Origin of the sequence: Blautia marasmi (assembly GCF_900258535.1) — a bacterium.
Classification (GTDB): domain Bacteria; phylum Bacillota; class Clostridia; order Lachnospirales; family Lachnospiraceae; genus Blautia; species Blautia hominis.
This window is the reverse complement of record NZ_OIWX01000001.1, coordinates 651,435-672,356: the sequence shown is the minus strand read 5'-3', so window position 1 is coordinate 672,356 and position 20,922 is coordinate 651,435. Positions and strand designations below refer to the sequence as shown.

The window sequence follows — 20,922 nt, the reverse complement described above, 5'->3', positions numbered from 1 at the left end:
TGTTAAAATTGTAACATATATCATAAAATTTTGAATGGACAATTTAACCAAAAAACCATTGGGTTTTTCTGTAAATCTGTCTTATTGCACAAACGGTTTCTATGTGTTAAAGTAAAGCCATAGAAGAAATGAAGAAAAAAGTCTTTTAAAATATAAAATGAAAAATATTATTCATAAATAGGGCGGCAGTACGGTTATTTGTTTCAGATGCTGCATCATAGTATATCATAAGTGTATCTCACTAGAATTTCATGACCGGACGGTTTTGAAATAAATAAAATACCCATGTTATTCCGCGGCCTGGGGTGTTTCTAATATCAGCGGAACAAAAAATATCAGGAGGATATGATTATGAGAGTAGGATGCGTGAAGGAAATCAAAAACAATGAATATCGTGTGGGTTTAACCCCGGATAATGTTGTCTCTTATGTGAATGCGGGCCATGAGGTCTATATTGAGAATGAGGCCGGCATTGGCTCCGGATTTACCACAGATGAGTATAGAAAAGCAGGGGCCGTGATTCTTGATTCTGCAAAAGAAGTCTGGGATAGAGCAGAGATGATGGTAAAAGTAAAAGAGCCGCTTCAGGAAGAGTATCCATATTTCCATGAGGGACTTATCCTTTATACATACCTGCATCTTGCAGCGGACCGTCCTCTTACAGATGCGCTGCTTTCATCCAAAGTAAAAGGCGTGGCCTATGAAACCCTGATCGAGAGAAACGGCAGCCTGCCGCTTTTGGCACCAATGAGCCAGATAGCCGGACGTCTCAGCATTCAGGAGGGCGCAAAATATCTTGAAAAACCCTTTGGAGGTTCCGGTGTCCTCCTTTCCGGCGTGCCGGGCACACCAAAAGCCAATGTAGTCATTCTGGGGGGCGGCAATGTGGGAACCAATGCCTGCAAGATTGCCATAGGAATGGGAGCTAATGTGACGATCACGGATATTAACCTGAACCGCCTTGCCTACCTGGACGATATTTTCGGTGCGAGGATCCAGACATTGTACAGCACAGATGCTGCCATTGAAAATGCAGTTGCTGATGCAGATCTGGTCATCGGCTCTGTTCTGATCCCGGGAAAAGCAGCCCCTAAGATCATGAAGAAAGCGTATCTGAAAAATATGAGACCGGGAAGTGTGATCGTGGATGTTGCAGTGGACCAGGGCGGGTGCTGCGAGACAACAAAAGTCACCTATCACGATGATCCAACCTTCGTTGTGGATGGTGTGGTACATTACTGTGTGGGAAATATGCCGGGCGCTGTACCGAGAACATCCACCATTGCACTGACCAACGCAACCCTGAAATATGGTCTTGAGATTGCCGGAAAGGGACTTGAGACAGCATGCAAAGAAAATAATGTTGTGTATTCTGCTATTAATACGTATAATGGATTAAGTACATGCAAAAATGTATCGTTAAGTTTCAATATGGAAAATACAGATGTTACAACCTTGTTCTGATACTATCATTTTTAACACATAAAGTATTTAACAGCGCGGCAATAGGTTAAAGACAGATGTCGGTTTTCGTACCTTTGCCGCGCTCTTTTTCTCATTGGATCTTGGATTGGAGGTAGATTTATGGATAGTATTCTGCATTTGCTGGAAAAGGTACAGGCAGTCGTTTGGGGACCGCCTACTATGATTTTATTGATCGGAACAGGCTTATATTTTACATTGAGGCTGAAATGTCTGCAGGTTACACGTCTTCCCAGAGCACTGCGGTACATTTTTGAAAAAGAGGAGGGGGAAGGTGATGTGTCGGCATTCGGCTCCCTGTGTACGGCTCTGGCGGCAACCATTGGAACCGGCAGTATCGTGGGGGTTGCCACGGCCCTGCGTGTGGGAGGACCGGGTGCGCTTTTCTGGATGTGGGTTTCCGCTTTTGTGGGGATGGCTACAAAATACGCGGAAGGTCTGCTTGCAGTCAAATACCGTACGGTGGATGAAAACGGGCAGATCGCAGGCGGCCCAATGTACTATATCCAGAACGGCATGGGTAAAAGATGGATCTGGCTTGCAAAGCTGTTTGCCTTTTTTGGCATCATCACAGCACTGCTGGGCTGCGGCACCTTTCCTCAGGTAAATGCCATCACAGAGTCAGCCAGTGAAGCGTTCCATCTTCCGGTGGCGGCTATTGGGATTGTGGTTACCATCGCGGTGGCCGCTGTTGTCCTGGGAGGCCTGAAATCTATCTCACGCGTAGCAGAGCTGGTGGTTCCGGTTATGGCAGCGGCTTATGTGATCGGCTCCTTTGCAGTGCTTTTCGTCAACGCTTCAGCCATACCCAGAGCCTTTTCCCTTATCTTTGAGTCAGCGTTTACCCCTCATGCCATGCTGGGCGGCGCCGGGGGGACTATTTTGATCTCCGTTATGACAGCTATGCGGACAGGCTTTGCAAGAGGAATCTACACAAATGAAGCCGGTCTCGGCAGTTCCCCTATCGTTGTGGCCGCGGCAAAGACAAAATCCTGTGTGCGCCAGGGGCTTATCTCCATGACCAGTGTTTTCTTTACTACCATCATTATCTGCACCATGACCGGTATTGTTGTGATCACTTCCGGTCTGCTGGAGACCACAGACCTGGACGGAGGCCTGCTTTCCAATGCGGCGTTTAATGCAAGCCTTCCCGGAGATATCGGGATGTATATGGTGACAATCGGCCTTATTTTCTTCTCCTTCACCACCATTATCGGCTGGTGTTATTATGGGGAACGCTGTCTGGTATATCTGTTCAACAGCGTAAAATACATACTTCCGTACAAGATGGTTTATATTGCATGTATCGCAGTGGCACCGTTTTTATCCCTGAAACCCATCTGGCTGCTGGCAGATATCACTAATGCATGTATGGCTTTTCCGAACCTCATCGGCCTTCTGGGCCTCAGCTCTGTTGTGATCGCGGAGACAAAGGCATTTTTCCAGGAGGAAAAAGAGAAAGACAAAGAAAAAGAGCGGGGGATCGCCCCCACATAAGAATGATACCGCACCTGATTTTAGATATTTTACTTGTCCACTTGACAAGTAAAATATCAATTACTGGGTGCGGTATTATTTTACAGCCTTCTTTTGGCGGGAACGCCCACTACAGTCACACCGTCAGGGACATTCCGGATCACCACGGCACCTGCCCCCACAATGGACTCCCTGCCGACGGTGATATGATCCAGGATGGTACTGCCTATGCCGATAAAGGATCTCCTACCTATTTTCGCGTGGCCGCCCATAGAAACCTGAGGACAGATATTCACATAATCCTCAGCCAGGCAGTCGTGTTCCACCACGGCATTGGTGTTTACAATGCATCCGATCCCCACATAAGCATTGCTGTTTATAACGGCATTGGTAAGGATCGTGCATCCCTTTGATACACGGGCAGAAGGGCTGATAACTGCTGTGGGATGTATCAGGGTTGCCAGAGGAACTCCTGCGGCAAGTATCTGGGCAATTTTCTTTTCCCGCAGATAATTGCTTCCGCTTGCGACGATGACCTCATCATACGATGGAAGAAGCGTGTTGATATTTTCCTTTGCCTCTTCGTAGATCCTATATCCCGGGATCTGGCGGTGGCCCTTTTCCCGAATATCCAGAAAATCAATCCTGCTGTATTTCTTTGTGGCTAAGGCGCAATCCAGGGCTACGGTCCCCTGGTCCCCTGCGCCCCAGATGAGCAGCCGTTTGGTGTTTGGTATGTTTGCTGTGTGTTCCATTTTTTATCCCCCTCATATCTTTTAGTTTCTGATCACTGCATTTCCTGTCTCTCTGTCTGCACCTGCTTATCTGCCACAGATTCCCGAAGTACCAGTTTTGTTCCGATCCGGATTTTCCTGGAGTTGGTTGGTCATAAGAGGTTCCTCCTGAAAACAAAATCTTTATCTTCATTATAATAAATCAGTAATTGTTTGTCGAACATTTATTAAAAGATTTAGTAGAGTTTAGTTCGGCGAAGACGTTAAGATCAGAAGAAATAGATTCCGGTTTTTTGTAAAATTATGATTGAACGGTTGTAAAAACTGTTTTGTGGTAAGAGCGCACTGGTCAGTTATTGTTTTTCATATGGCGTATATCAGTTAAAATATTGTGGGATGATATCTTTAGACTGGAGGCAGATATATATGAGAAGAGACATAATTACCAGAGCTATGATCGAGGAGTTTCAGGATTATTTATGGGAACACGAGAAGGCCAAGCTGACAATACAAAAGTATATTTCCGAAATCGAGAATCTAAAAGAATTTCTTCAGGGGCAGCCAATCGGGAAAAGCCGGCTGCTAGAGTACAGGGGACAATTACAGGAAAGGCATAAAGCCCGCACGGTAAATGCAAAGCTGTCGGCTGTCAATGCATATCTTGTCTTTTCCGGCATGGAGGATTGTAAAGTGAAGTTGTTGAAGATCCAGCATTGTTCTTTTATAGAAGAGAATAAGGAACTTTCAGAAGCTGAATATCGGCGGCTGCTGTCAAGTGCAGGGAAACTGAAAAATAAAAGAATGTATTATTTACTGCTGACGTTTGGCGGGACGGGGATCCGGGTCAGTGAGCTTCCGTTTATAACCGTGGAGGCTGTCCGCACAGGGCGTGCAGATATCAATCTGAAAGGAAAAAACAGAACGGTTATACTGCCAAAGAAATTAACGGATAAACTGAGCCGATACGCCAAAGAGCAGGGAATCCGTACAGGTGCCGTATTCTGCACCTCCAGCGGAAAAAAACTGGACCGCTCCAACATCTGCCATGACATGAAAAAATTATGCAAAGAGGCAAATGTGGATGTCCATAAAGTATTCCCCCATAATTTCCGGCATTTATTTGCCCGCTGTTTTTACGCGGTTCATAAAAACCTGGCCCATTTAGCAGATATACTGGGGCATTCTTCTGTTGAGACCACACGGATCTACGTTCAGACAAGTATCCGGGAGCATGAGCGTATTATCTCCAAGATGAAGTTAGTGGTTTAAACAAAAACACCACAGAATAAATATTCTGTGGTAACTGTCATACATACGTGTGCTTTCATCCTCTGATTTGTTGATGTCATTATAGATGATTCAGGGATAAAAATCAATAGGATTTCCGTTTCCTCACAGGAAAATAAAGGATTCCGCAGCGAATAAGCCTGATACAAGTAATTCTTGTTATAGGCTTATTTTTCCATGTGATTTTGAAGATTTTCACTTCTGTTTTTCGGATACTCCAAAAATGTTTTTTCTTTTTTACAAGAGTAACCACAGAATATTTATTCCGTGGTTGTTCAAAGATAAGACGGGGCATGTGGATGCAGTGTGTTTTCTGTATATAGGAGGAAACCGGTATGAGGCAGTGGAAAACAGAAAGTATTTATGAAGATGACAGGCTTAGAGCGGATAACAAGGAATATGCAGCGGCAATGATCATACAGTTTTTTAATTACAAAGATTGTGTGCCAAGCGGTGAATTAAGGTCGTTATATCACAATACAAGAATGATTTTTCATGGCCTGGATCAGATGCTCCTCATAATGGAGGAGGTAATGAAACAGGCAGGGTACCCGCAGGGGGATTTGGCCCCCAGGTGTCTGAAAATGTGTGAAGAAAAGATTCCGTGTTTTGCTGATTGCCAAGGTGCTGCAAAGGAAGAAAGCGGTACAGATTTTTCCAAATGGGACCACGCACTGTATAAGAAGAATATTACTATTCAGATATACTGCAGGAAGAATGCCTCCATGCAGGGTGAAGTAAGATTTCCGGAAGAAAAGATATATTTCCGAAGTACCCTGGAACTGATGCGCATGATACATCAATATCTGCAGTGTTTGACAGAGATAAATAAGTAAAAGACAGAGTAGAAAGATACCCGTGATTGGATTTGTATGATATTATAAAGACATAACATATGCTTCTCGTCATTTCTATGCCTGGCGGGACAGGGATTGGAAGCGGATAGAAAAAAGACAGGGGGATTTTTATGGAATATCGTATAAACCGGAAAACGGGAGATAAGATCAGTGTCCTGGGAATGGGGACCAGCGCGATTGCCATGGCAGAGGAAAAAGAAGCTGCCAAAACATTGGAAAAGGCTTTTGAGGAGGGGATTAATTACTATGATATGGCTACATCTCATGGGTCCTGTTTTCAGGTCTTTGGAAAGGTAATGAGAGATGTAAGGGAGAAGATTTTTTATCAGATCCATTTTGGCGCAGATTATACCAAAGGTGCTTATGGATGGACTACAGATCTGGAAACCGTAAAACGCTCTGTAGACTGGCAGCTTGAGGCATTGAAAACAGATTATATCGACTATGGTTTTCTGCACTGCCTGGATGAGGAGGCAGACTGGAAGCAGCATAAGGAGGGCGGAATTCTGCAGTACCTCCTGCGGCTCAGAGAACAGGGGGTAGTCCGTCATCTGGGGCTGTCCTCCCACACCCCTGCAACGGCTGAATTGGTTCTTGATACTGGTCTTCCCGATATGCTGATGCTCAGCATCAACCCGGCCTATGATTATGAATGCGGCGATGAGTGGGGAAAGGGAAATGTGTCGGAAAGGATGCGCCTGTACCAGCGGTGTGAGACAGAGGGGGTCGGGATCTCTGTGATGAAAGCCTTCAGCGGAGGGCAGCTGCTGGATGCAAAGACATCTCCTTTTGGAAGGGCGCTTACAGCTTACCAGTGCATCCAGTATATTCTGGACAAGCCGGGAGTCCTAACCGTGCTTCCCGGGGTAAGAGACCATGCCGATTTGGAATATCTCCTGGGATTTTTCCTCGCAGAGGCAAAAGAGAAAGACTACGCTGTGATCAGTTCCTTTGCACCGAAAAGCGCTGAGGGTAAATGCGTATACTGCGACCATTGCCAGCCATGTCCGGAGGGGCTTGCTATTGCGCTGATCAACAAATATTATGACCTTGCCCTGGCCGGTGATGTTTTGGCAGGGGAGCATTATAAAAGTCTGGAAAAAAAGGCAGATGACTGCATCGGATGCGGACACTGCAGCCAGCGGTGCCCGTTCCATGTGGATCAGTTAGGCAGGATGCGAGAGATCAGCGGATATTTTGGCAGATAGTTACGGTTACGCACCTTCAAGGATAAAGCGGAGATGTATAGTTAAGGCCAAATTCTGACGTGAGTGATGGAAATACTGCAGGACAGATTTTGTATGAATGGAGAGAAAGCAAAATGATAATAAGAAATGAATTAAAATCTGACTATAGAGAAGTGGAAGAACTAACAAGGAAGGCTTTTTGGAATCTCTACGTTCCCGGGTGTAATGAACATTATCTTGTGCACATCATGCGTGACCATGAAGATTTTTTGCCTGAACTTGATTTTGTGATCGAATGCGACAACTCTGTTATCGCAAATATTATGTACACAAAAGCAAAGCTTGTTGATGAAGAAGGAAATGAAAAATCAATTTTAACCTTTGGACCACTTAGTGTGCTGCCAAAATATCAGCGTAAGGGTTATGGTAAAAAATTATTGGAATATTCCTTTCAAAAAGCAGTTGAGCTGGGCTATGACGCTATTGTAATATACGGAAATCCCGAAAACTATATAAGCAGCGGTTTTAAAAGTAGCAAACAATATAATATTTGTATTGGTGACAATATTTTTCCGACTGCTTTATTGGTAAAGGAACTTTCTAAAGGTGCGATTCCTAAGGGGAACTGGAAATTTCAGGAAAGCCGGGTTTATGAATTTGACAGCCGGGCTGCGGAAGCGTTTGATCAAACATTTGAAAAACTTGAGAAAGAATATAAAATAAGCCAGGAGCTTTTTTATATATACAGCCGCTCACGTGTGTTTTAGACGGAGGTTATGAGTAGTTTATGCTGTGCTCCATCGCAGACGCTGGAGCACAGTATGAAATTCATATTCTCTGCGATGCGCCTGAAGCCAAAACAGCCTGCCGCCAAAACAGTCTGCCGCCAGAACAGCCTGCCGCAGGGGAAAACAAATCATGATACAATTTCATCATACAGGCCGGGGACTATATATACGCGGTGGAAAGTTAAATGCACTGAAAATTACATGTGACGGCCGGGAACTTTCCTATACTGCCAGTGCGGCAGGCAGTGAGTTGATCATTAAATTAACGGAACCTGCTGAAAAACAGGTTATGGCAGCGTTTGTTCAGTCCTTTTGCATGACTGCCTGTACCGGACAATGTTCATAGCAGCTGCCGCAGTGCAGGCAATGTTCCTGCATGATCTGATAGGGCTTGCCGGCTTTGATACAGTTCTGGGGACAGTTTTCCGCGCACGTTCCGCAGCCGATACAGTGGTTGGTTATCTCGTAACCTTTTTGCTTTATCCGGCGGTTTCCGACAATATAGTTCTCCCGGAAGATCGGATGAACAGCCAGATTGAAATATTCAATTTCCATATCACGAATAGAAAAAACAATGCCGATCTCTCTTGTATCATTTGGGTATACATTGGCAAGGTAAGGCTGCTCCTCAAAAATCACATCTATCCATTTTTTCTGATCCGCCCGGGGGACAGGGATCGCTTTTGCGGATACACGGATCATTTCATTGTACCGGGTATATGCAAGTATTTGCACCCGCCCGTCACGAAGCAGCTCTTTACAGAACCCTTTTCCTCTGGCTGTAAAAAAATATAAGGCGTCTGTTTCATAATGTATGGCGCTGATACATCGTATCTGCGGTGTTCCGTCCGGGCTGACGGTAGCAAAACTCAGAACACCCACATATTGTAATTTCTTTAAACAGGTCTGTGCATTCATAAAATCACCTCTTTCCAACACTGTGGGTCGGCAGCATAAAAATTCCCTTCTTTTCCGCTGGCCACAGCCGGGCAGCCGCGGCACCATGATAGAAGCTCACATTTGGAGCATTTCTCAAACTTTGTATAGTTCCGATAGGCTTCCATTTGACACACCCATATATCCGCTATACGGTCTGTGAACACATTTCCTACTTTGCTGTTCTGTACCCGGCGGCAGGCATAAATATCGCCGGTAGGAACTATGGTCATATGACAGTTCCCGCAGTTACAGCCTCCGTATATCATGCCATCTTCTGTGCCCTCCGGGATTTTGAAAACACCTTTCTCATACTCGTAAAGCGTCCAGAGATGGTCTTTTTTATTGAAATAAGTAGAGCAGCCTGTGGCTTCGTATTCCTTAAATTTTAGATAGCAGGTATCAAGCAGTTCTCTATATTCCTGCGGGGTCATTCCCGTGTCCTTTTCGCCACTGGTGGGACAATAGCGGGCAAAAGCAAATACATCTGCACCATGCTCAACGACAGTATCAATAACGGCAGGGATTTCTTTGATATTTACGCCTGATACCGTAGTCATAATAACAGAATGAATACCGGCCCCTTTGATGCATGAGATTTTTTCCAGTGTACAGTCAAAAGAGCCGGGTTTGCGGAACCAATCATGGGTTTCCCTCATTCCGTCAAGGGAGAGCTGATATTTCCGGCAGCCATAGTATTTCAATTTTCTGCAAACTTCATCTGTCAGGTGAAACGGATTTCCTAAAATGGCAAAGGGGATCTCATGTTCTTTCAGCAGGGCAAGAAGCCGCCAAAAATCTGGGTGTAAAATGGGGTCACCCCCTGTGATATAAAAATACGGCAGCCGTTTGCACACCTCACAAAGATCAAGACAATTATAAAATGTCTCCTGCATTTGTTCCCAGCTCATTGCGTCCGGCTTCTTGCAGTTATCCTCTGAAAAAATATAACAGTGTTTGCACCTCTGGTCGCATTCGTCTGTGATGTGCCATTGAAAGGCGAAATATTCTTTCATATTGTTTTCCTCACTTTATATGAAATTGTCCCCAACAGAACAACACTGCCGGGGACTGCTGAGAATAAAAGTTACTTATTGTTCCGACGCCCCACATGCAGAGGGTTTATCACCCGCTCCACATGCGGAACCGCATGCAGAGGGGCTTTCCTGTGTTTTGCTATCCGCGCCACATGCGGAACCGCAAGCAGAGGGGCTTTCCTGTGTTTTGCCACCAGCTCCGCATGCAGAACCGCAAGCAGTGGGTTTTTCCTGTGGTTTATCACCAGCCCCACATGCAGAACCGCAGGCAGCGGGCTTTTCATCGGGCCTGTCGCCGGCACCGCAAGATGTTCCGCAGGAAGCGGCTTTTTCATTCCAACCAGCTAAATTTGAGAGTGCCATTATTCATTACCTCCATTTCGTTTTTGGAACATTTCCTGCTCCTTGCTTACATTGTACGGAGGAATGGCATAGAAAAAAAGTACGCACAAATCTATTACTTAGTTACTTTTTTGTAACTCTCTTGCAGCAAGATACTATTTATATTATAATTTGAATACAACATTCGTTTTTAAACTTTTGGAAGGGAGTGTTTCGATGCTGACGAAAGAAGAAATGCCCGCTTGTCCTGTGGCAACTACGGTACAGATCATCGGAAGTAAATGGAAATTGCTGATTATGCGGAATCTGATGCAGAGACCATGGCGGTTTAATGAACTGCGGAAAGATTTAGAGGGAATCAGTCAAAAGGTGCTGACAGACAGCCTCCGTTCAATGGAAAGTGACGGAATCATTACGCGCACTGTCTATCCGGAAGTACCGCCTCGTGTGGAATATGCCCTGAGTGCTTTAGGCGAATCAATGCGTCCGATTATGGATGCTATGGAAGAATGGGGGCGGAACTATAAAAAGCAATTATGAACCGTTATGAAAGGCGGATACGGACTTCCGAAAGAAATACCATATCCGCTTTTGACGTAGGTTTAAAGAGCTGAATCATCTGATCTTTCATTCGATTTCTCTACGGGTATTAAGTTGCTGACATAAGGGCGTTTGCCGGAAAGAACGTCATCATAAAACGCCTGCTTCCAGTCAATATATTCAACATGGCCTTTCAATTCCTCGATGGAAGCTAAGAGGGCATTCCGTTTCTTAGTAAGCATTTCTTTCCGCTGACGGATCGTAGATTCGCCCTGCATACATAAATCCAGATATTTTTTCATTTCCTGAATGCTCATATCACATTTTTTCAGACAGATCAAGTCTTTGATCCATTTCAGATCTCGTTCGTCAAAAATTCTGCGGTTGTTTTTATCTCGTTTTACATTAGGGACTAATCCTTCATTACAGTAATATTTTAAGGTCTGATAAGTCATATTGGCTTCTTTGCAGACCTGCATCATAGTATACATTTTCAAATACCCCGTTTCCTATATAAATAAAATAGAAATTTACAAAAAACACTTGACCGATAGTTACAATCGGTTGATACAATCATAGTGTACAGCATTGCGGAGCAAAAAACAATGGTGCAATTCGTGTGCTCTGCCTGCAAAGCTGACGGAATGGAAATTACAGATGGAAATTGCATAAGAGAAAAAGGAGGATATAAAAATGAATGTATTAATGATCAACGGAAGCCCTCATAAAGAGGGAAACACCTATATTGCCTTAAAGGAAATGGAAAAGGTATTTCAAAAAGAAGGGATTGCTTGTGAGATCATCCATATCGGAAACAAAGCGATTCGGGGATGTATAGCCTGCCGGGCATGTGCCGAGAAGGGCAAATGTGTGTTTGAAGATTGCGTCAATGAGATCGCACCTAAGTTTGAGGCCTGTGACGGACTGATCATTGGCAGTCCGGTATATTATGCATCCGCCAATGGCACACTGGTGTCATTTCTGGACCGGTTATTCTTCAGCACGCCTTTTGATAAGACAATGAAAGTGGGAGCAAGCGTTGTGGCAGCCAGAAGAGGAGGGTTGTCATCCACCTTTGACGAACTGAATAAATATTTTACGATTAGTGGAATGCCGGTAGCATCCGGTCAGTATTGGAACAGCATTCACGGCAGAGAGATCGGTGAGGCGGCAAAGGACGCAGAAGGGCTGCAGGGAATGCGGACGCTGGCGAATAATATGTCGTTTCTTATAAAATCCATTGCCCTTGGAAAAGAGCAGTTGGGGATGCCGGTAAAGGAAGCTATGCAGCATACAAATTTTATCCGTTAGAAAAATATTTTCCGGACCGGATATTTAAAGAAATACGGCCTATGATTTAACCGGATCCAGGCCGTTTCAAATTACCGGTCGGTAAAAACTTCTGTGCTTCTGTGTTTCTTTTCAATTACAAAAAAGTACAGCAGATCACAAAGATCTGTCTGTGCTTTTTGGATACATAGGAAGAAAGAAATGATTTTACACTTTATAGCAAGTATGTTATCATATGAATGAAACATATTTCATTCATATAGCAGGCATGTCTGATTGGTGACTGCTTTTGCGGAAATAAAGGAGAGTGACAGACTTGGCCAGTATCAGAGATGTGGCGAAAAAAGCAAATGTTGCAGCATGTACCGTGTCCCGCGTAATGAACGGGACAGCAAATGTTGCTCCTGAGACAAGACAGAAAATCGAAGACGCGATGAAAGAACTGAATTATATCCCAAATGAACTTGCCAGGGGGATGTTCAGGCAAAAATCGGGTACCGTAGCGATGCTGATACCAAGCATCAGGCATCCCTATTTCTCAAATCTGGCCCACTGCATTGAATCAAAATTGTATGAAAAAGGCTATAAATTAATGCTTTGCAGTACGGACGGCCAGATTGAGCGGGAGCGTGAATATATCAATATTTTAAAGACAAATATTGTGGACGGAGTCATTATGGGGGTATCAGATCTTGAAGATAATGAGTATCAACAATTTGACAAGCCTATGATCATGCTGGATTATGATGCAGGAAAAAAACTGCCCATTGTGGTATCAGACCACGAAAAAGGCGGTAGGCTTGCAGCGGAAAAGTTTATGGAAAGCCAATGCAGGTATGTGATCCATATAGGTGACCGGGAATTATCTAAAGTGGAATCTTATAAATGTCATACGGCGTTGGCGCATGCTTTAAATGCAGCAGGGATCGAAAACCGTTTTATCGAAATAAAATGGAATGAGTTTGATTTTTCAGGCTATCTTGAGATCGCGAAGACGATATTAGAAAAATATCCGCAGGTTGATGGAGTGATGGCAGCCGATATCCAGGCAGCGGCATTCTTAAAAGCAGCCCTTAAGCTGGGAAAAAAGATCCCGGATGATTTTGCGCTGGTCTCCTACGATGGGACGTATGTGGCGGATGTTAATCTGGTAAATGTGACCTCCATCATACAGTCAGCCGATAAAATTGGAGATAAAACTGTGGAGATTTTGCTGAAACTGATGGCCGGACAGAAGCTCACAAAGAGGAAGTATCTGATAGATGTTGTCAGAAAAGACGGGGAGACAACCAAGTAGGGGAAGCTTTGGGACGGTATGCGGAGATAAGGTGAAAAAGTATAAATTTGATATTGACAGAGTCTATATGTGGGTGTATGATAAAAGCAACAAATGAAACATGTTTCAAGAAAAGAAAAAGGATGCGGCGGCATCCAAAATTTATCGCCGGAATGAAACATGTTTCACAAAGGAGGAGACATATGAAGACCAGAGGGAAAAGAGTATTAAGTATCCTGATCAGTTTAATGGTAATGTGTACAATGACAGCATGCGGGAGCAAGGAGGATGCGGTAAAGACGAAGGACGGGAAAGTAAAGATCAGGGCTTATTTAGGCGGTGGTGACCTATCAGAAAAAATTGACGCCCTGGCAGCAGATTTCAATGCACAGAGTAAGACGACAGAGGTGGAAGTGGTGCCTATGCCGGCGGACACTTCAAGCATGATCACGGTAATGTTTAACTCAGGAAACACGCCCACGGTTATGGGACTGGAGACGGGAGATCTGCTGCGGGCAAAGGACCGGCTGGCGGATCTGTCCGATTTAAGTGCAGTAGAATATGCAAGTGCTGGGACGATCGACGCAGCCAGGGATGGCGAAGCCGTCTATGGAGTTCCCTATCGAATTGAGGGAATGGGACTGATCTATAACAGAGCCGTATTAGATGATGTGCTTGGTGAATCTTTCGACCCGGATTCTATCCATACACGTGAGGATTTGAGAATGGTTTTTGAAGAAATAGAGAAAGCGGGGATCGCACCCATTGTCTTAGGCGCCCAGGATTGGTCATTGTCTACACATCTTGCCACAGATATCTACACTGGACAATCTGAAGATCCACAGGAGCAGGCTGCATTTGTGGATAAGCTGAAACGCGGCGAGGAAGATTTGGCATCGAATGAAGTGTTTCAAGAGGTTATGGATACCATCGACCTGCTGAAGGAATATAATTACCATGCAGACAATCCGCTTCTGTATGCCAACGACGGAGATACCACCAAGCAGGCCAGGATCTTAACAGAAGGGAAGGCGGCTTTCTGGTTCCAGGGGAATTGGGGTTCTACAGCCCTTGAATCGCTGGACCCGGAGGGGGAATATGGCATGATCCCTCTGCCTGTAGGCGAGGATGATTCTTATCCAAACAACAGGATCGCAACGCTGGTACCCATGTACCTGACTGTTTTTAACGGCGCGACAGAAGAACAGCAGCAGTCAGGCAGGGAACTGATTGAATATATTACCCAGACAGAACGTGGATGGGAGTTCGTAGTAAATGACGCAAAGGGCATTCCGGCTTATGACAATGCAGCCGTAGAGGTGGAGAACGGCATTGCCTCCAGTATCCTGAACTATCAGGAGAAGGGAAGGACAAAGGTTGCATACATGGCAAATACGGCAGACCATTATGTGGACACAGGGGCAGCGCTTCAGCGGTATCTGGACGGCCAGATCAGCAGAGAAGAAGTGGCAGAAGCATATGAAGCCTACTGGCGTGCAAAATAGGAGGAGATCGGAAATGAAAAAGAAGAGGAATCAGGTATTGCTGTTTTTGGGATTCGCGGGACCTGCGATCCTGGCATTTGTCTTTGTGATAGGCTGGGCGTTTGTAAATGGTGTATTTATGTCCTTTACGGATTGGAATGGTATATCAGAGCATTTTAATGTGGTGGGTCTTTCCAATTATGTGAAAGCGTTCCACGATGTGAATTTCTGGGAATCACTGGTCAGGACCTTCAAATATGCCATCGGAGTTGTACTGGCAGTCAATATCCTGGCATTTTTACTTGCATATCTGCTGACCAAAGGATATAGAGGGCAGGGTGTTTACAGGACCGGATTCTTCATCCCGAACCTGATTGGCGGTGTGGTTCTTGGTATTGTATGGAAATTTATCTTTTCGGAGGCACTGGTACAGTTGGGCCAGATACCGCTTTTCGGGACGTTTGCAGGCAACTGGCTGAGTGATCCGAATACAGCAATGCTGGCAATGATCATAGTGGCAGTGTGGCAGATGGCAGGGTATCTGATGATCATTTATATGGCGGGCATCATAGCGGTTCCGAAAGATGTTTGCGAGGCGGCATCCCTTGACGGGGCATCCGGATTCTACGCGATCCGTAAGATCATCCTTCCGCTGATCATGCCATCTATTACGATCTGCAGCTTTCTGTCGATCAAGGCGGCATTTATGGTGTATGACGTGAACCTGACACTGACGGCAGGCGGTCCGTATAAATCTACTATTATGGCATCCATGCATGTATATAACAAAGCATTTAAATACAATGACTTTGGTATTGGACAGGCAGAAGCTCTTATCCTGTTTCTGATCGTGGCTGTCATAACCGTGATCCAGGTAACCGTTACAAAGAAAAAGGAGGTTGAAGCATAATGAAAAAGGCAAAGAAAGGTTTATATTATGTGGTGACAACCGGGATTTTTCTTCTGTTCCTCATTCCGTTTTATATTGTTTTAGTCAATGCATTTAAGAGCAACAAAGAGATTGTGGACAATGCATTGGCGCTGCCAAAGTCACTTGATTTTTCTGCGATCGTGGATGCGTTCCATAAGATGAACTATGTGCAGACTTTTGGAAATTCTCTATTGATCACACTGGCAAGTGTTGTGCTTACCATTATTGCTGCCGCCATGTGCGCCTATCTGTTTGCCAGAAAAGACTGGACCATCAACAGGATCGTATTTATGGCCATGGTAGTGTCCATGATCATTCCGTTCCAGTCTATCATGATCCCTCTGGTTAAGAATTTCAGCAGCCTTGGCATTATGAACAGCAGGCTCACCATGATCATCTTCTATGTCGGGGCCAATGTATCCATGGCGGTTTTCATGTTCCATGGTTTTATGAAGTCCATTCCGTATGAACTTGAGGAGGCAGCAAAGATAGACGGATGTACACAGGTTGGAATCTTTGTGAGGATCATCCTGCCGTTATTGAAGCCCATTGCATCTACTATCTTTATTTTAAACTTTTTGGGAACTTGGAATGATTTCCTTGCACCGTTTATTATTCTCTCAGATAACAGCAGGAAGACGCTGCCTTTGATGACATATATGTTTACAGGTCAGTATTTTACAGACTATGCACTTGTACTGGCAGGTCTGATCCTGACTATGCTGCCCATATTGGTCGTTTACATATTTATGCAGAAGAACATTATTGAAGGTGTAGCCCAGGGAGCAGTCAAGGGGTGAGCCATGGAGGAAATTATGAATAAGAATACAATGACAGGAATGATGAAAAAGGGCTGGTGGAAGGACGCGGTGGTTTATCAGATCTACCCCAAAAGCTTTCGTGACACCAACGGAGACGGGATAGGGGATCTGCCGGGGATCATACAAAAATTGCCGTATCTGAAAGAACTGGGTGTGAATGTCCTCTGGCTCTGCCCGGTATACTGCTCACCCATGGATGACGGGGGGTATGATATTTCTGATTATTACCATATCCACCCCATGTTCGGCACCGATGGGGATATGGATGCACTGATTGAAAAAGCAGATGAGATGGGAATGAAGGTACTGATGGATTTGGTGGTGAACCATACATCAGATGAACATGCATGGTTTCAGGAGGCGCTGAACCACCCGGAGAGTAAATATGCAGACTATTATATTTTCCGGGAAACGGAAGACGGAAATCCGCCCAACAACTGGCGCTCCTATTTTGGAGGCTCCGCCTGGGAGCGGGTAGGGGACAGCAGCCGATTTTATCTCCATGCTTTTTCAAAAAAACAGCCGGATCTGAACTGGGAAAATGAAGAACTCAGGGAAGAGATCTATAAAATGATCAATTACTGGCTGGATAAGGGACTTGGCGGGTTCCGGATAGATGCAATCTGTAATATAAAGAAGAAAATGGAATATGGGATATTTCCGCCGGATGGTGAGGATGGGCTTCGGTATATCGGTGATTGGATTCTGAATCAGCCGGGCATAGAGGATTTCCTGAGAGAACTCAATGAGAAGACATTTAAGCCCCATAATAGTATGACAGTTGCGGAAGCAAATGTTCCGCCGGCCCTGTTGGATCGGTTTATCGGTGAAGATGGGTTTTTCTCCATGGTATTTGATTTCAGCTATACGGATATTGATGTACCGGATACCGGGGAATGGTTCAAACCGAGACATTTCACAATAAAGGAACTGAGGGAGAAAATATTTAAAAGCCAGGAACATGTACAGAATATGGGGTGGGGTGCCGTGTATCTGGAAAATCACGACCAGAACCGTTCCGTGAATAAGTATCTGCCGGATGAAGACATTCATTATTACAGTAAGACCATGCTGGCGTCGCTGTTTCTGTTTTTGCGGGGGACACCGTTCATTTATCAGGGACAGGAGATTGGCATGGAAAATATAAGGATGGAATCCATGGAGGATTATGATGATCTCGCCACACATGGCCAGTATGCAAGAGCACTGAAAGCAGGGCTGAGTGAAACGGAAGCATTTGACATAGTGGTGAAAAGAAGCCGCGACAACAGCCGGACACCGATGCAGTGGAATCAGAGTAGGAATGCAGGGTTTTCCGATGCAGATAAGACATGGATAAAGGTAAATAAAAACTATACAGCCATCAATGCGGAACAGGAAGAAGATGACAAAAACTCCGTATTGAATTTCTACAGGGAACTCATCCGCCTCAGGCAGGACAGCCCGTACAGCCATATTTTGGTCCATGGGAAATTTGTTCCTTATGATACAGAGAACGATAATGTCATTGCTTATGAACGTGTGTCGGACGATTTGGGGATCCTGACGTTCCATAATTTTCAAGATCAGAATGCAGAGATAACGATCCCTGAAGGATATGCAGAAAAGATAGCCGGAAATTATACGGGGCGCTGCCCGGTAAACAATAGGTATTGTTTGAGACCTTATGAATGTATTGCGTTTTATAAGGATAGGTAAGATTCCGGAAGGTTACTCCATAAGGACAGGGATAAATTCCCCTGTCCTTTTGGGTATGTTACGGATAGACAAACACAGGTTGTTCGGGCGTCCGGCTGCCTTTACCTGGGGGCCTATGGGATTTGGGGAAATTGACCATAGACATTTATTAACGTATGACGATCATTTCCTCCAGAAGGAGGAACAATCTGCTTTGTCTGTTCTGTTGTACCGAATGATCTGTTCAAGCAGGGAATAATTAACAGGCTCATCCCAGCGTATGCGAAAAATATTGGAACTATAGCTATAACCCGATTTTTTGATTTCAGATGAAAACATTTCAATTCCTTTTTGTTCCGGTGCAACGGAAAAATGCTGTTTTGACGCACTGAAGCCAATGATAAAGGTTCCATGGTCTGTGAACATAGGCTGGTTCCATGCAATTTTAGGCTGCATATCCGGGAAACGGTTATTGATCCATTCCAGGACCTCTCTCATACGAGAGCGGTGTTCTTCGTTTTTAATGGTTGACAGGTATTTTTCAAAAGTTTCCATGATGTGCTCCATATTTGATCATTTTCGTATTCATAGCTGTTTCCGAAAGATATAAAAACTATTCACTTTGTTTCAGGGATGCAATCCACGTTTCTATAGCGTTTGCCAGGATAAGCTGTTGTTTAAGAACAGCCATGCCTGTTTCGGGAATACCGGAATCGTTTTCTTTCATAGCCATATTTTCTTCCAAATATGTTTTTAAAGTCTTTATGTTACATTCGATATCCCCCAGGCATTGTTTTTGCTTTTCGGGGGAAAGGCTGGGCAGATTTACAATGACAGCGTTAAAGTCCAGAAAAAAATGGATCGGTTTTGTCGAAATCTCCAGCATAAGCTTCTCGAACTCTTTATTTCCATCTTCCGTCAGGGAATACACAGCTTTATCCGGCATCTTCCCTTCTTTGACTCGGCTGCTTTTTATAAACCCTTTTTCTTCCAGTTGGATTACTTTTTTATAGATTGACGGAGTGCTGATCTTTACCCATTTGGATAAGTTCCGGTATTCTACTAATTTTTGAATATCATAGGCACTTAACGATTCTTTTTTGAGTATTCCCAATACGATTAAATCTATGGCTGCCATAGTTATCCTCCTTTTACCCTGCTCTTATAAGATACAGTCGTGTATAAACATGCTTAAATACTATAAATTATATTATTGTATTTTCTAATTGGTGTCAAGTGAATGAATGGGGAGGTGGAGAAGGTACGCAATCTTTTTCTTGACATATACTATAAATTATAGTAATATAACTAATATGCTATAATTTATAGTAATGTGCTTTATAACTATTGAGAAGTGAGAGGAGAGTTAATTATGAATGGACGTAACACAAAAATGGAGCTCCTGGGAAGTGCCCCCATACCCAAAGCCCTTTTAGCCCTGGGGCTTCCGACTATGATGGGCATGTTGATCAATGCACTATACAATCTGGTGGATTCTTATTTTGTGGGAGGTTTGTGAACGGAGCAGATGGGGGCGATTACCGTAGCCTTTCCCCTTGGACAGGTTGTGGTAGGGCTGGGCCTTCTATTTGGAAATGGTGCCGCTGCCTATCTGTCCCGGCTTCTGGGTAGCGGTGACAAAAAAACTGCTAATAAAGTGGCAAGTACCGCTTTATACTGCAGTGTTTTGATCGGTGCAGCCGTTATACTTGGCTGTGTCATTTTTCTGAAACCTATCCTGAGAGTCACAGGCGCACTTGAAAGCGTTATGCCGTATGCAGTCACTTATACCGGCATTTATATCACATTTTCGATCTTCAATGTATTTAATGTCACCATGAATAACATTGTGTCCAGTGAGGGGGCAGCCAAAACCGCTATGTGCGCGTTAATGTCCGGTGCCTTATTAAACGTGGTATTAGATCCCATCTTTATTTACACACTGGATCTTGGGGTGGCCGGCGCGGCCATTGCCACAGCTATATCGCAAATTGTGTCAACTATAGTTTATTTATGCTATATCTTCCGAAAAAAAAGTGTATTCAATTTTCGTATCAGGGAATGTTGTTTTTCCCGAGAGATCATGTGTGAAATTTTGAAAATAGGGATTCCCACCCTGTTATTCCAGATTTTGACCAGTCTTTCTATTGGTATGATCAACAATGCGGCTAAGGATTACGGAGGTTCCGCCCTTGCTGCTATGGGCCCGCTTACGAAGATCATGTCTATGGGGACTTTGATCGTATTCGGATTCCTGAAAGGGTTTCAGCCAATTGCAGGATTCAGCTACGGGGCAAAGAAATTTGACCGTCTGAATGAAGCGATCAAAACGTCTGTCCTCTGGTCAACGGTATTTTGTGTAATATTTGGCTTGGCAGCTGCGGTATTTCCGGCGCAGTTGATGTCACTGTTTACAAAAGGGGATACGGAGATGATACGCATCGGCGCAGCAGCGCTGCGGGCAAACGGTCTTTCCTTTATGCTTTTTGGTTTCTATACGGTATATTCCTTCCTTTTTCTTGTGATGGGCAGGGCAAAAGAGGGATGTATCCTGGGAGCCTGCAGGCAGGGAATATGTTTTGTCCCGGTCATATTACTGCTTCCGCGGGTTATGGGGCTGAATGGCATTCTTTATGCACAGCCGGCGGCGGATGTACTTTCGGCTGTCATCACGGCGTTTATGGCAGTGGGGCTGCATAAAGAATTGCAGGGGTGGAAAATACAAACATGTGCTGTAAAAACAGAATGTACCAAATCCATCTGATTTAGGCAGTTTG

Annotated in this window: 20 protein-coding genes and 1 pseudogene; 14 read left to right on the top strand and 7 right to left on the bottom strand. The window is 44.5% G+C overall.

The window, feature by feature from the left end:
- Positions 1-351 precede the first annotated feature (351 nt).
- Both ald and C6P39_RS02860 read left to right on the top strand, forming a co-directional pair.
- Positions 352-1,464: an alanine dehydrogenase gene (gene ald, locus C6P39_RS02865; RefSeq protein WP_095173430.1), complete on the top strand. Its 1,113-nt coding sequence runs from the start codon at positions 352-354 to the stop codon at positions 1,462-1,464.
- Between the two features lie 120 nt (positions 1,465-1,584).
- Positions 1,585-2,979 carry an alanine/glycine:cation symporter family protein gene (locus C6P39_RS02860; RefSeq protein ID WP_095173431.1) on the top strand — a complete coding sequence of 465 codons (1,395 nt, stop codon included), beginning with the start codon at positions 1,585-1,587 and terminating at the stop codon, positions 2,977-2,979.
- A gap of 80 nt (positions 2,980-3,059) precedes the next feature.
- Here the strand turns inward: C6P39_RS02860 and C6P39_RS02855 are convergent, their stop codons facing one another.
- On the bottom strand, positions 3,060-3,713 hold the full coding sequence (locus C6P39_RS02855) for an acetyltransferase (RefSeq protein ID WP_104802753.1): 654 nt from the start codon (positions 3,711-3,713) through the stop codon (positions 3,060-3,062).
- Between the two features lie 405 nt (positions 3,714-4,118).
- Here C6P39_RS02855 and C6P39_RS02850 point away from each other — a divergent pair, with 405 nt between their 5' ends.
- The 4 genes from C6P39_RS02850 (at position 4,119) to C6P39_RS02835 (ending at position 7,790) form a co-directional block, all read left to right on the top strand.
- Complete coding sequence (locus C6P39_RS02850; RefSeq protein ID WP_104802752.1) at positions 4,119-4,961, top strand: tyrosine-type recombinase/integrase; 843 nt, start codon at positions 4,119-4,121, stop codon at positions 4,959-4,961.
- 353 nt (positions 4,962-5,314) lie between these two features.
- Positions 5,315-5,815 (top strand): hypothetical protein, encoded by a 501-nt coding sequence (locus C6P39_RS02845; protein ID WP_104802751.1) that lies wholly within the window; start codon positions 5,315-5,317, stop codon positions 5,813-5,815.
- A 131-nt stretch (positions 5,816-5,946) separates the two neighbouring features.
- Entirely contained in the window at positions 5,947-7,044 is a 1,098-nt protein-coding gene (locus tag C6P39_RS02840; RefSeq protein WP_104802750.1) for an aldo/keto reductase, read from the top strand.
- Between the two features lie 113 nt (positions 7,045-7,157).
- Positions 7,158-7,790, top strand: coding sequence for a GNAT family N-acetyltransferase (locus C6P39_RS02835; protein ID WP_095174325.1), 633 nt, complete (start codon positions 7,158-7,160; stop codon positions 7,788-7,790).
- Positions 7,791-8,114: 324 nt separating this feature from the next.
- On the opposite strand, the gene C6P39_RS02830 is transcribed toward C6P39_RS02835, so the two are convergent.
- The 3 genes from C6P39_RS02830 to acgA all read right to left on the bottom strand — a co-directional run bounded on the left by C6P39_RS02830 (position 8,115) and on the right by acgA (position 10,147).
- On the bottom strand, positions 8,115-8,729 hold the full coding sequence (locus C6P39_RS02830) for a 4Fe-4S binding protein (RefSeq protein ID WP_104802749.1): 615 nt from the start codon (positions 8,727-8,729) through the stop codon (positions 8,115-8,117).
- Positions 8,726-9,763, bottom strand: a complete 1,038-nt coding sequence (gene acgM, locus C6P39_RS02825) for a radical SAM/SPASM domain protein, ACGX system (protein ID WP_095173437.1) — start codon at positions 9,761-9,763, stop codon at positions 8,726-8,728. Before acgM ends, C6P39_RS02830 begins: the two co-directional genes overlap by 4 nt.
- Positions 9,764-9,838: 75 nt before the next feature.
- A complete protein-coding gene (acgA, locus tag C6P39_RS02820) occupies positions 9,839-10,147 on the bottom strand; it encodes an ACGX-repeat peptide (RefSeq protein WP_104802748.1) in 309 nt (102 codons plus the stop codon).
- Between the two features lie 195 nt (positions 10,148-10,342).
- On the opposite strand from acgA, the gene C6P39_RS02815 reads away from it, so the two are divergent.
- A complete protein-coding gene (locus tag C6P39_RS02815; protein WP_095173439.1) occupies positions 10,343-10,666 on the top strand; it encodes a winged helix-turn-helix transcriptional regulator in 324 nt (107 codons plus the stop codon).
- Between the two features lie 62 nt (positions 10,667-10,728).
- On the opposite strand, the gene C6P39_RS02810 is transcribed toward C6P39_RS02815, so the two are convergent.
- A complete protein-coding gene (locus tag C6P39_RS02810; RefSeq protein WP_095174326.1) occupies positions 10,729-11,157 on the bottom strand; it encodes a MerR family transcriptional regulator in 429 nt (142 codons plus the stop codon).
- A 202-nt stretch (positions 11,158-11,359) separates the two neighbouring features.
- Between C6P39_RS02810 and C6P39_RS02805 the strand changes: the two genes are divergently transcribed.
- From C6P39_RS02805 to C6P39_RS02780, 6 genes are all read left to right on the top strand, one after another.
- Positions 11,360-11,977: a flavodoxin family protein gene (locus tag C6P39_RS02805; protein ID WP_095173440.1), complete on the top strand. Its 618-nt coding sequence runs from the start codon at positions 11,360-11,362 to the stop codon at positions 11,975-11,977.
- A gap of 295 nt (positions 11,978-12,272) precedes the next feature.
- Positions 12,273-13,253, top strand: coding sequence for a LacI family DNA-binding transcriptional regulator (locus C6P39_RS02800; protein ID WP_104802747.1), 981 nt, complete (start codon positions 12,273-12,275; stop codon positions 13,251-13,253).
- 182 nt (positions 13,254-13,435) lie between these two features.
- The gene (locus C6P39_RS02795; RefSeq protein WP_158661442.1) at positions 13,436-14,737 is read left to right on the top strand and encodes an ABC transporter substrate-binding protein; all 1,302 of its coding nucleotides are present in this window, start codon (positions 13,436-13,438) and stop codon (positions 14,735-14,737) included.
- Positions 14,738-14,750: 13 nt separating this feature from the next.
- Complete coding sequence (locus tag C6P39_RS02790; RefSeq protein WP_104802745.1) at positions 14,751-15,626, top strand: carbohydrate ABC transporter permease; 876 nt, start codon at positions 14,751-14,753, stop codon at positions 15,624-15,626.
- Entirely contained in the window at positions 15,626-16,447 is an 822-nt protein-coding gene (locus tag C6P39_RS02785; RefSeq protein WP_104802744.1) for a carbohydrate ABC transporter permease, read from the top strand. Before C6P39_RS02790 ends, C6P39_RS02785 begins: the two co-directional genes overlap by 1 nt.
- 15 nt (positions 16,448-16,462) lie before the next feature.
- Positions 16,463-18,166: a glycoside hydrolase family 13 protein gene (locus C6P39_RS02780; protein ID WP_242986882.1), complete on the top strand. Its 1,704-nt coding sequence runs from the start codon at positions 16,463-16,465 to the stop codon at positions 18,164-18,166.
- A 162-nt stretch (positions 18,167-18,328) separates the two neighbouring features.
- On the opposite strand, the gene C6P39_RS02775 is transcribed toward C6P39_RS02780, so the two are convergent.
- On the bottom strand, positions 18,329-18,700 hold the full coding sequence (locus C6P39_RS02775; RefSeq protein ID WP_095173445.1) for an iron chaperone: 372 nt from the start codon (positions 18,698-18,700) through the stop codon (positions 18,329-18,331).
- Positions 18,701-18,758: 58 nt separating this feature from the next.
- Positions 18,759-19,283 carry a PadR family transcriptional regulator gene (locus tag C6P39_RS02770; RefSeq protein WP_104802743.1) on the bottom strand — a complete coding sequence of 175 codons (525 nt, stop codon included), beginning with the start codon at positions 19,281-19,283 and terminating at the stop codon, positions 18,759-18,761.
- 234 nt (positions 19,284-19,517) lie between these two features.
- On the opposite strand from C6P39_RS02770, the pseudogene C6P39_RS02765 reads away from it, so the two are divergent.
- Positions 19,518-20,909, top strand: a pseudogene (locus C6P39_RS02765) (MATE family efflux transporter).
- Positions 20,910-20,922: the final 13 nt, after the last annotated feature.

Excerpts from the sequence above, each read along its gene's own strand:
- ald (WP_095173430.1), top strand. The coding sequence starts at position 352 with ATGAGAGTAGGATGCGTGAAGGAAATCAAAAACAATGAATATCGTGTG.
- C6P39_RS02860 (WP_095173431.1), top strand. The coding sequence starts at position 1,585 with ATGGATAGTATTCTGCATTTGCTGGAAAAGGTACAGGCAGTCGTTTGG.
- C6P39_RS02855 (WP_104802753.1), bottom strand. The coding sequence starts at position 3,713 with ATGGAACACACAGCAAACATACCAAACACCAAACGGCTGCTCATCTGG.
- C6P39_RS02850 (WP_104802752.1), top strand. The coding sequence starts at position 4,119 with ATGAGAAGAGACATAATTACCAGAGCTATGATCGAGGAGTTTCAGGAT.
- C6P39_RS02845 (WP_104802751.1), top strand. The coding sequence starts at position 5,315 with ATGAGGCAGTGGAAAACAGAAAGTATTTATGAAGATGACAGGCTTAGA.
- C6P39_RS02840 (WP_104802750.1), top strand. The coding sequence starts at position 5,947 with ATGGAATATCGTATAAACCGGAAAACGGGAGATAAGATCAGTGTCCTG.
- C6P39_RS02835 (WP_095174325.1), top strand. The coding sequence starts at position 7,158 with ATGATAATAAGAAATGAATTAAAATCTGACTATAGAGAAGTGGAAGAA.
- C6P39_RS02830 (WP_104802749.1), bottom strand. The coding sequence starts at position 8,729 with ATGAATGCACAGACCTGTTTAAAGAAATTACAATATGTGGGTGTTCTG.
- acgM (WP_095173437.1), bottom strand. The coding sequence starts at position 9,763 with ATGAAAGAATATTTCGCCTTTCAATGGCACATCACAGACGAATGCGAC.
- acgA (WP_104802748.1), bottom strand. The coding sequence starts at position 10,147 with ATGGCACTCTCAAATTTAGCTGGTTGGAATGAAAAAGCCGCTTCCTGC.
- C6P39_RS02815 (WP_095173439.1), top strand. The coding sequence starts at position 10,343 with ATGCTGACGAAAGAAGAAATGCCCGCTTGTCCTGTGGCAACTACGGTA.
- C6P39_RS02810 (WP_095174326.1), bottom strand. The coding sequence starts at position 11,157 with ATGTATACTATGATGCAGGTCTGCAAAGAAGCCAATATGACTTATCAG.
- C6P39_RS02805 (WP_095173440.1), top strand. The coding sequence starts at position 11,360 with ATGAATGTATTAATGATCAACGGAAGCCCTCATAAAGAGGGAAACACC.
- C6P39_RS02795 (WP_158661442.1), top strand. The coding sequence starts at position 13,436 with ATGAAGACCAGAGGGAAAAGAGTATTAAGTATCCTGATCAGTTTAATG.
- C6P39_RS02790 (WP_104802745.1), top strand. The coding sequence starts at position 14,751 with ATGAAAAAGAAGAGGAATCAGGTATTGCTGTTTTTGGGATTCGCGGGA.
- C6P39_RS02785 (WP_104802744.1), top strand. The coding sequence starts at position 15,626 with ATGAAAAAGGCAAAGAAAGGTTTATATTATGTGGTGACAACCGGGATT.
- C6P39_RS02780 (WP_242986882.1), top strand. The coding sequence starts at position 16,463 with ATGAATAAGAATACAATGACAGGAATGATGAAAAAGGGCTGGTGGAAG.
- C6P39_RS02775 (WP_095173445.1), bottom strand. The coding sequence starts at position 18,700 with ATGGAAACTTTTGAAAAATACCTGTCAACCATTAAAAACGAAGAACAC.
- C6P39_RS02770 (WP_104802743.1), bottom strand. The coding sequence starts at position 19,283 with ATGGCAGCCATAGATTTAATCGTATTGGGAATACTCAAAAAAGAATCG.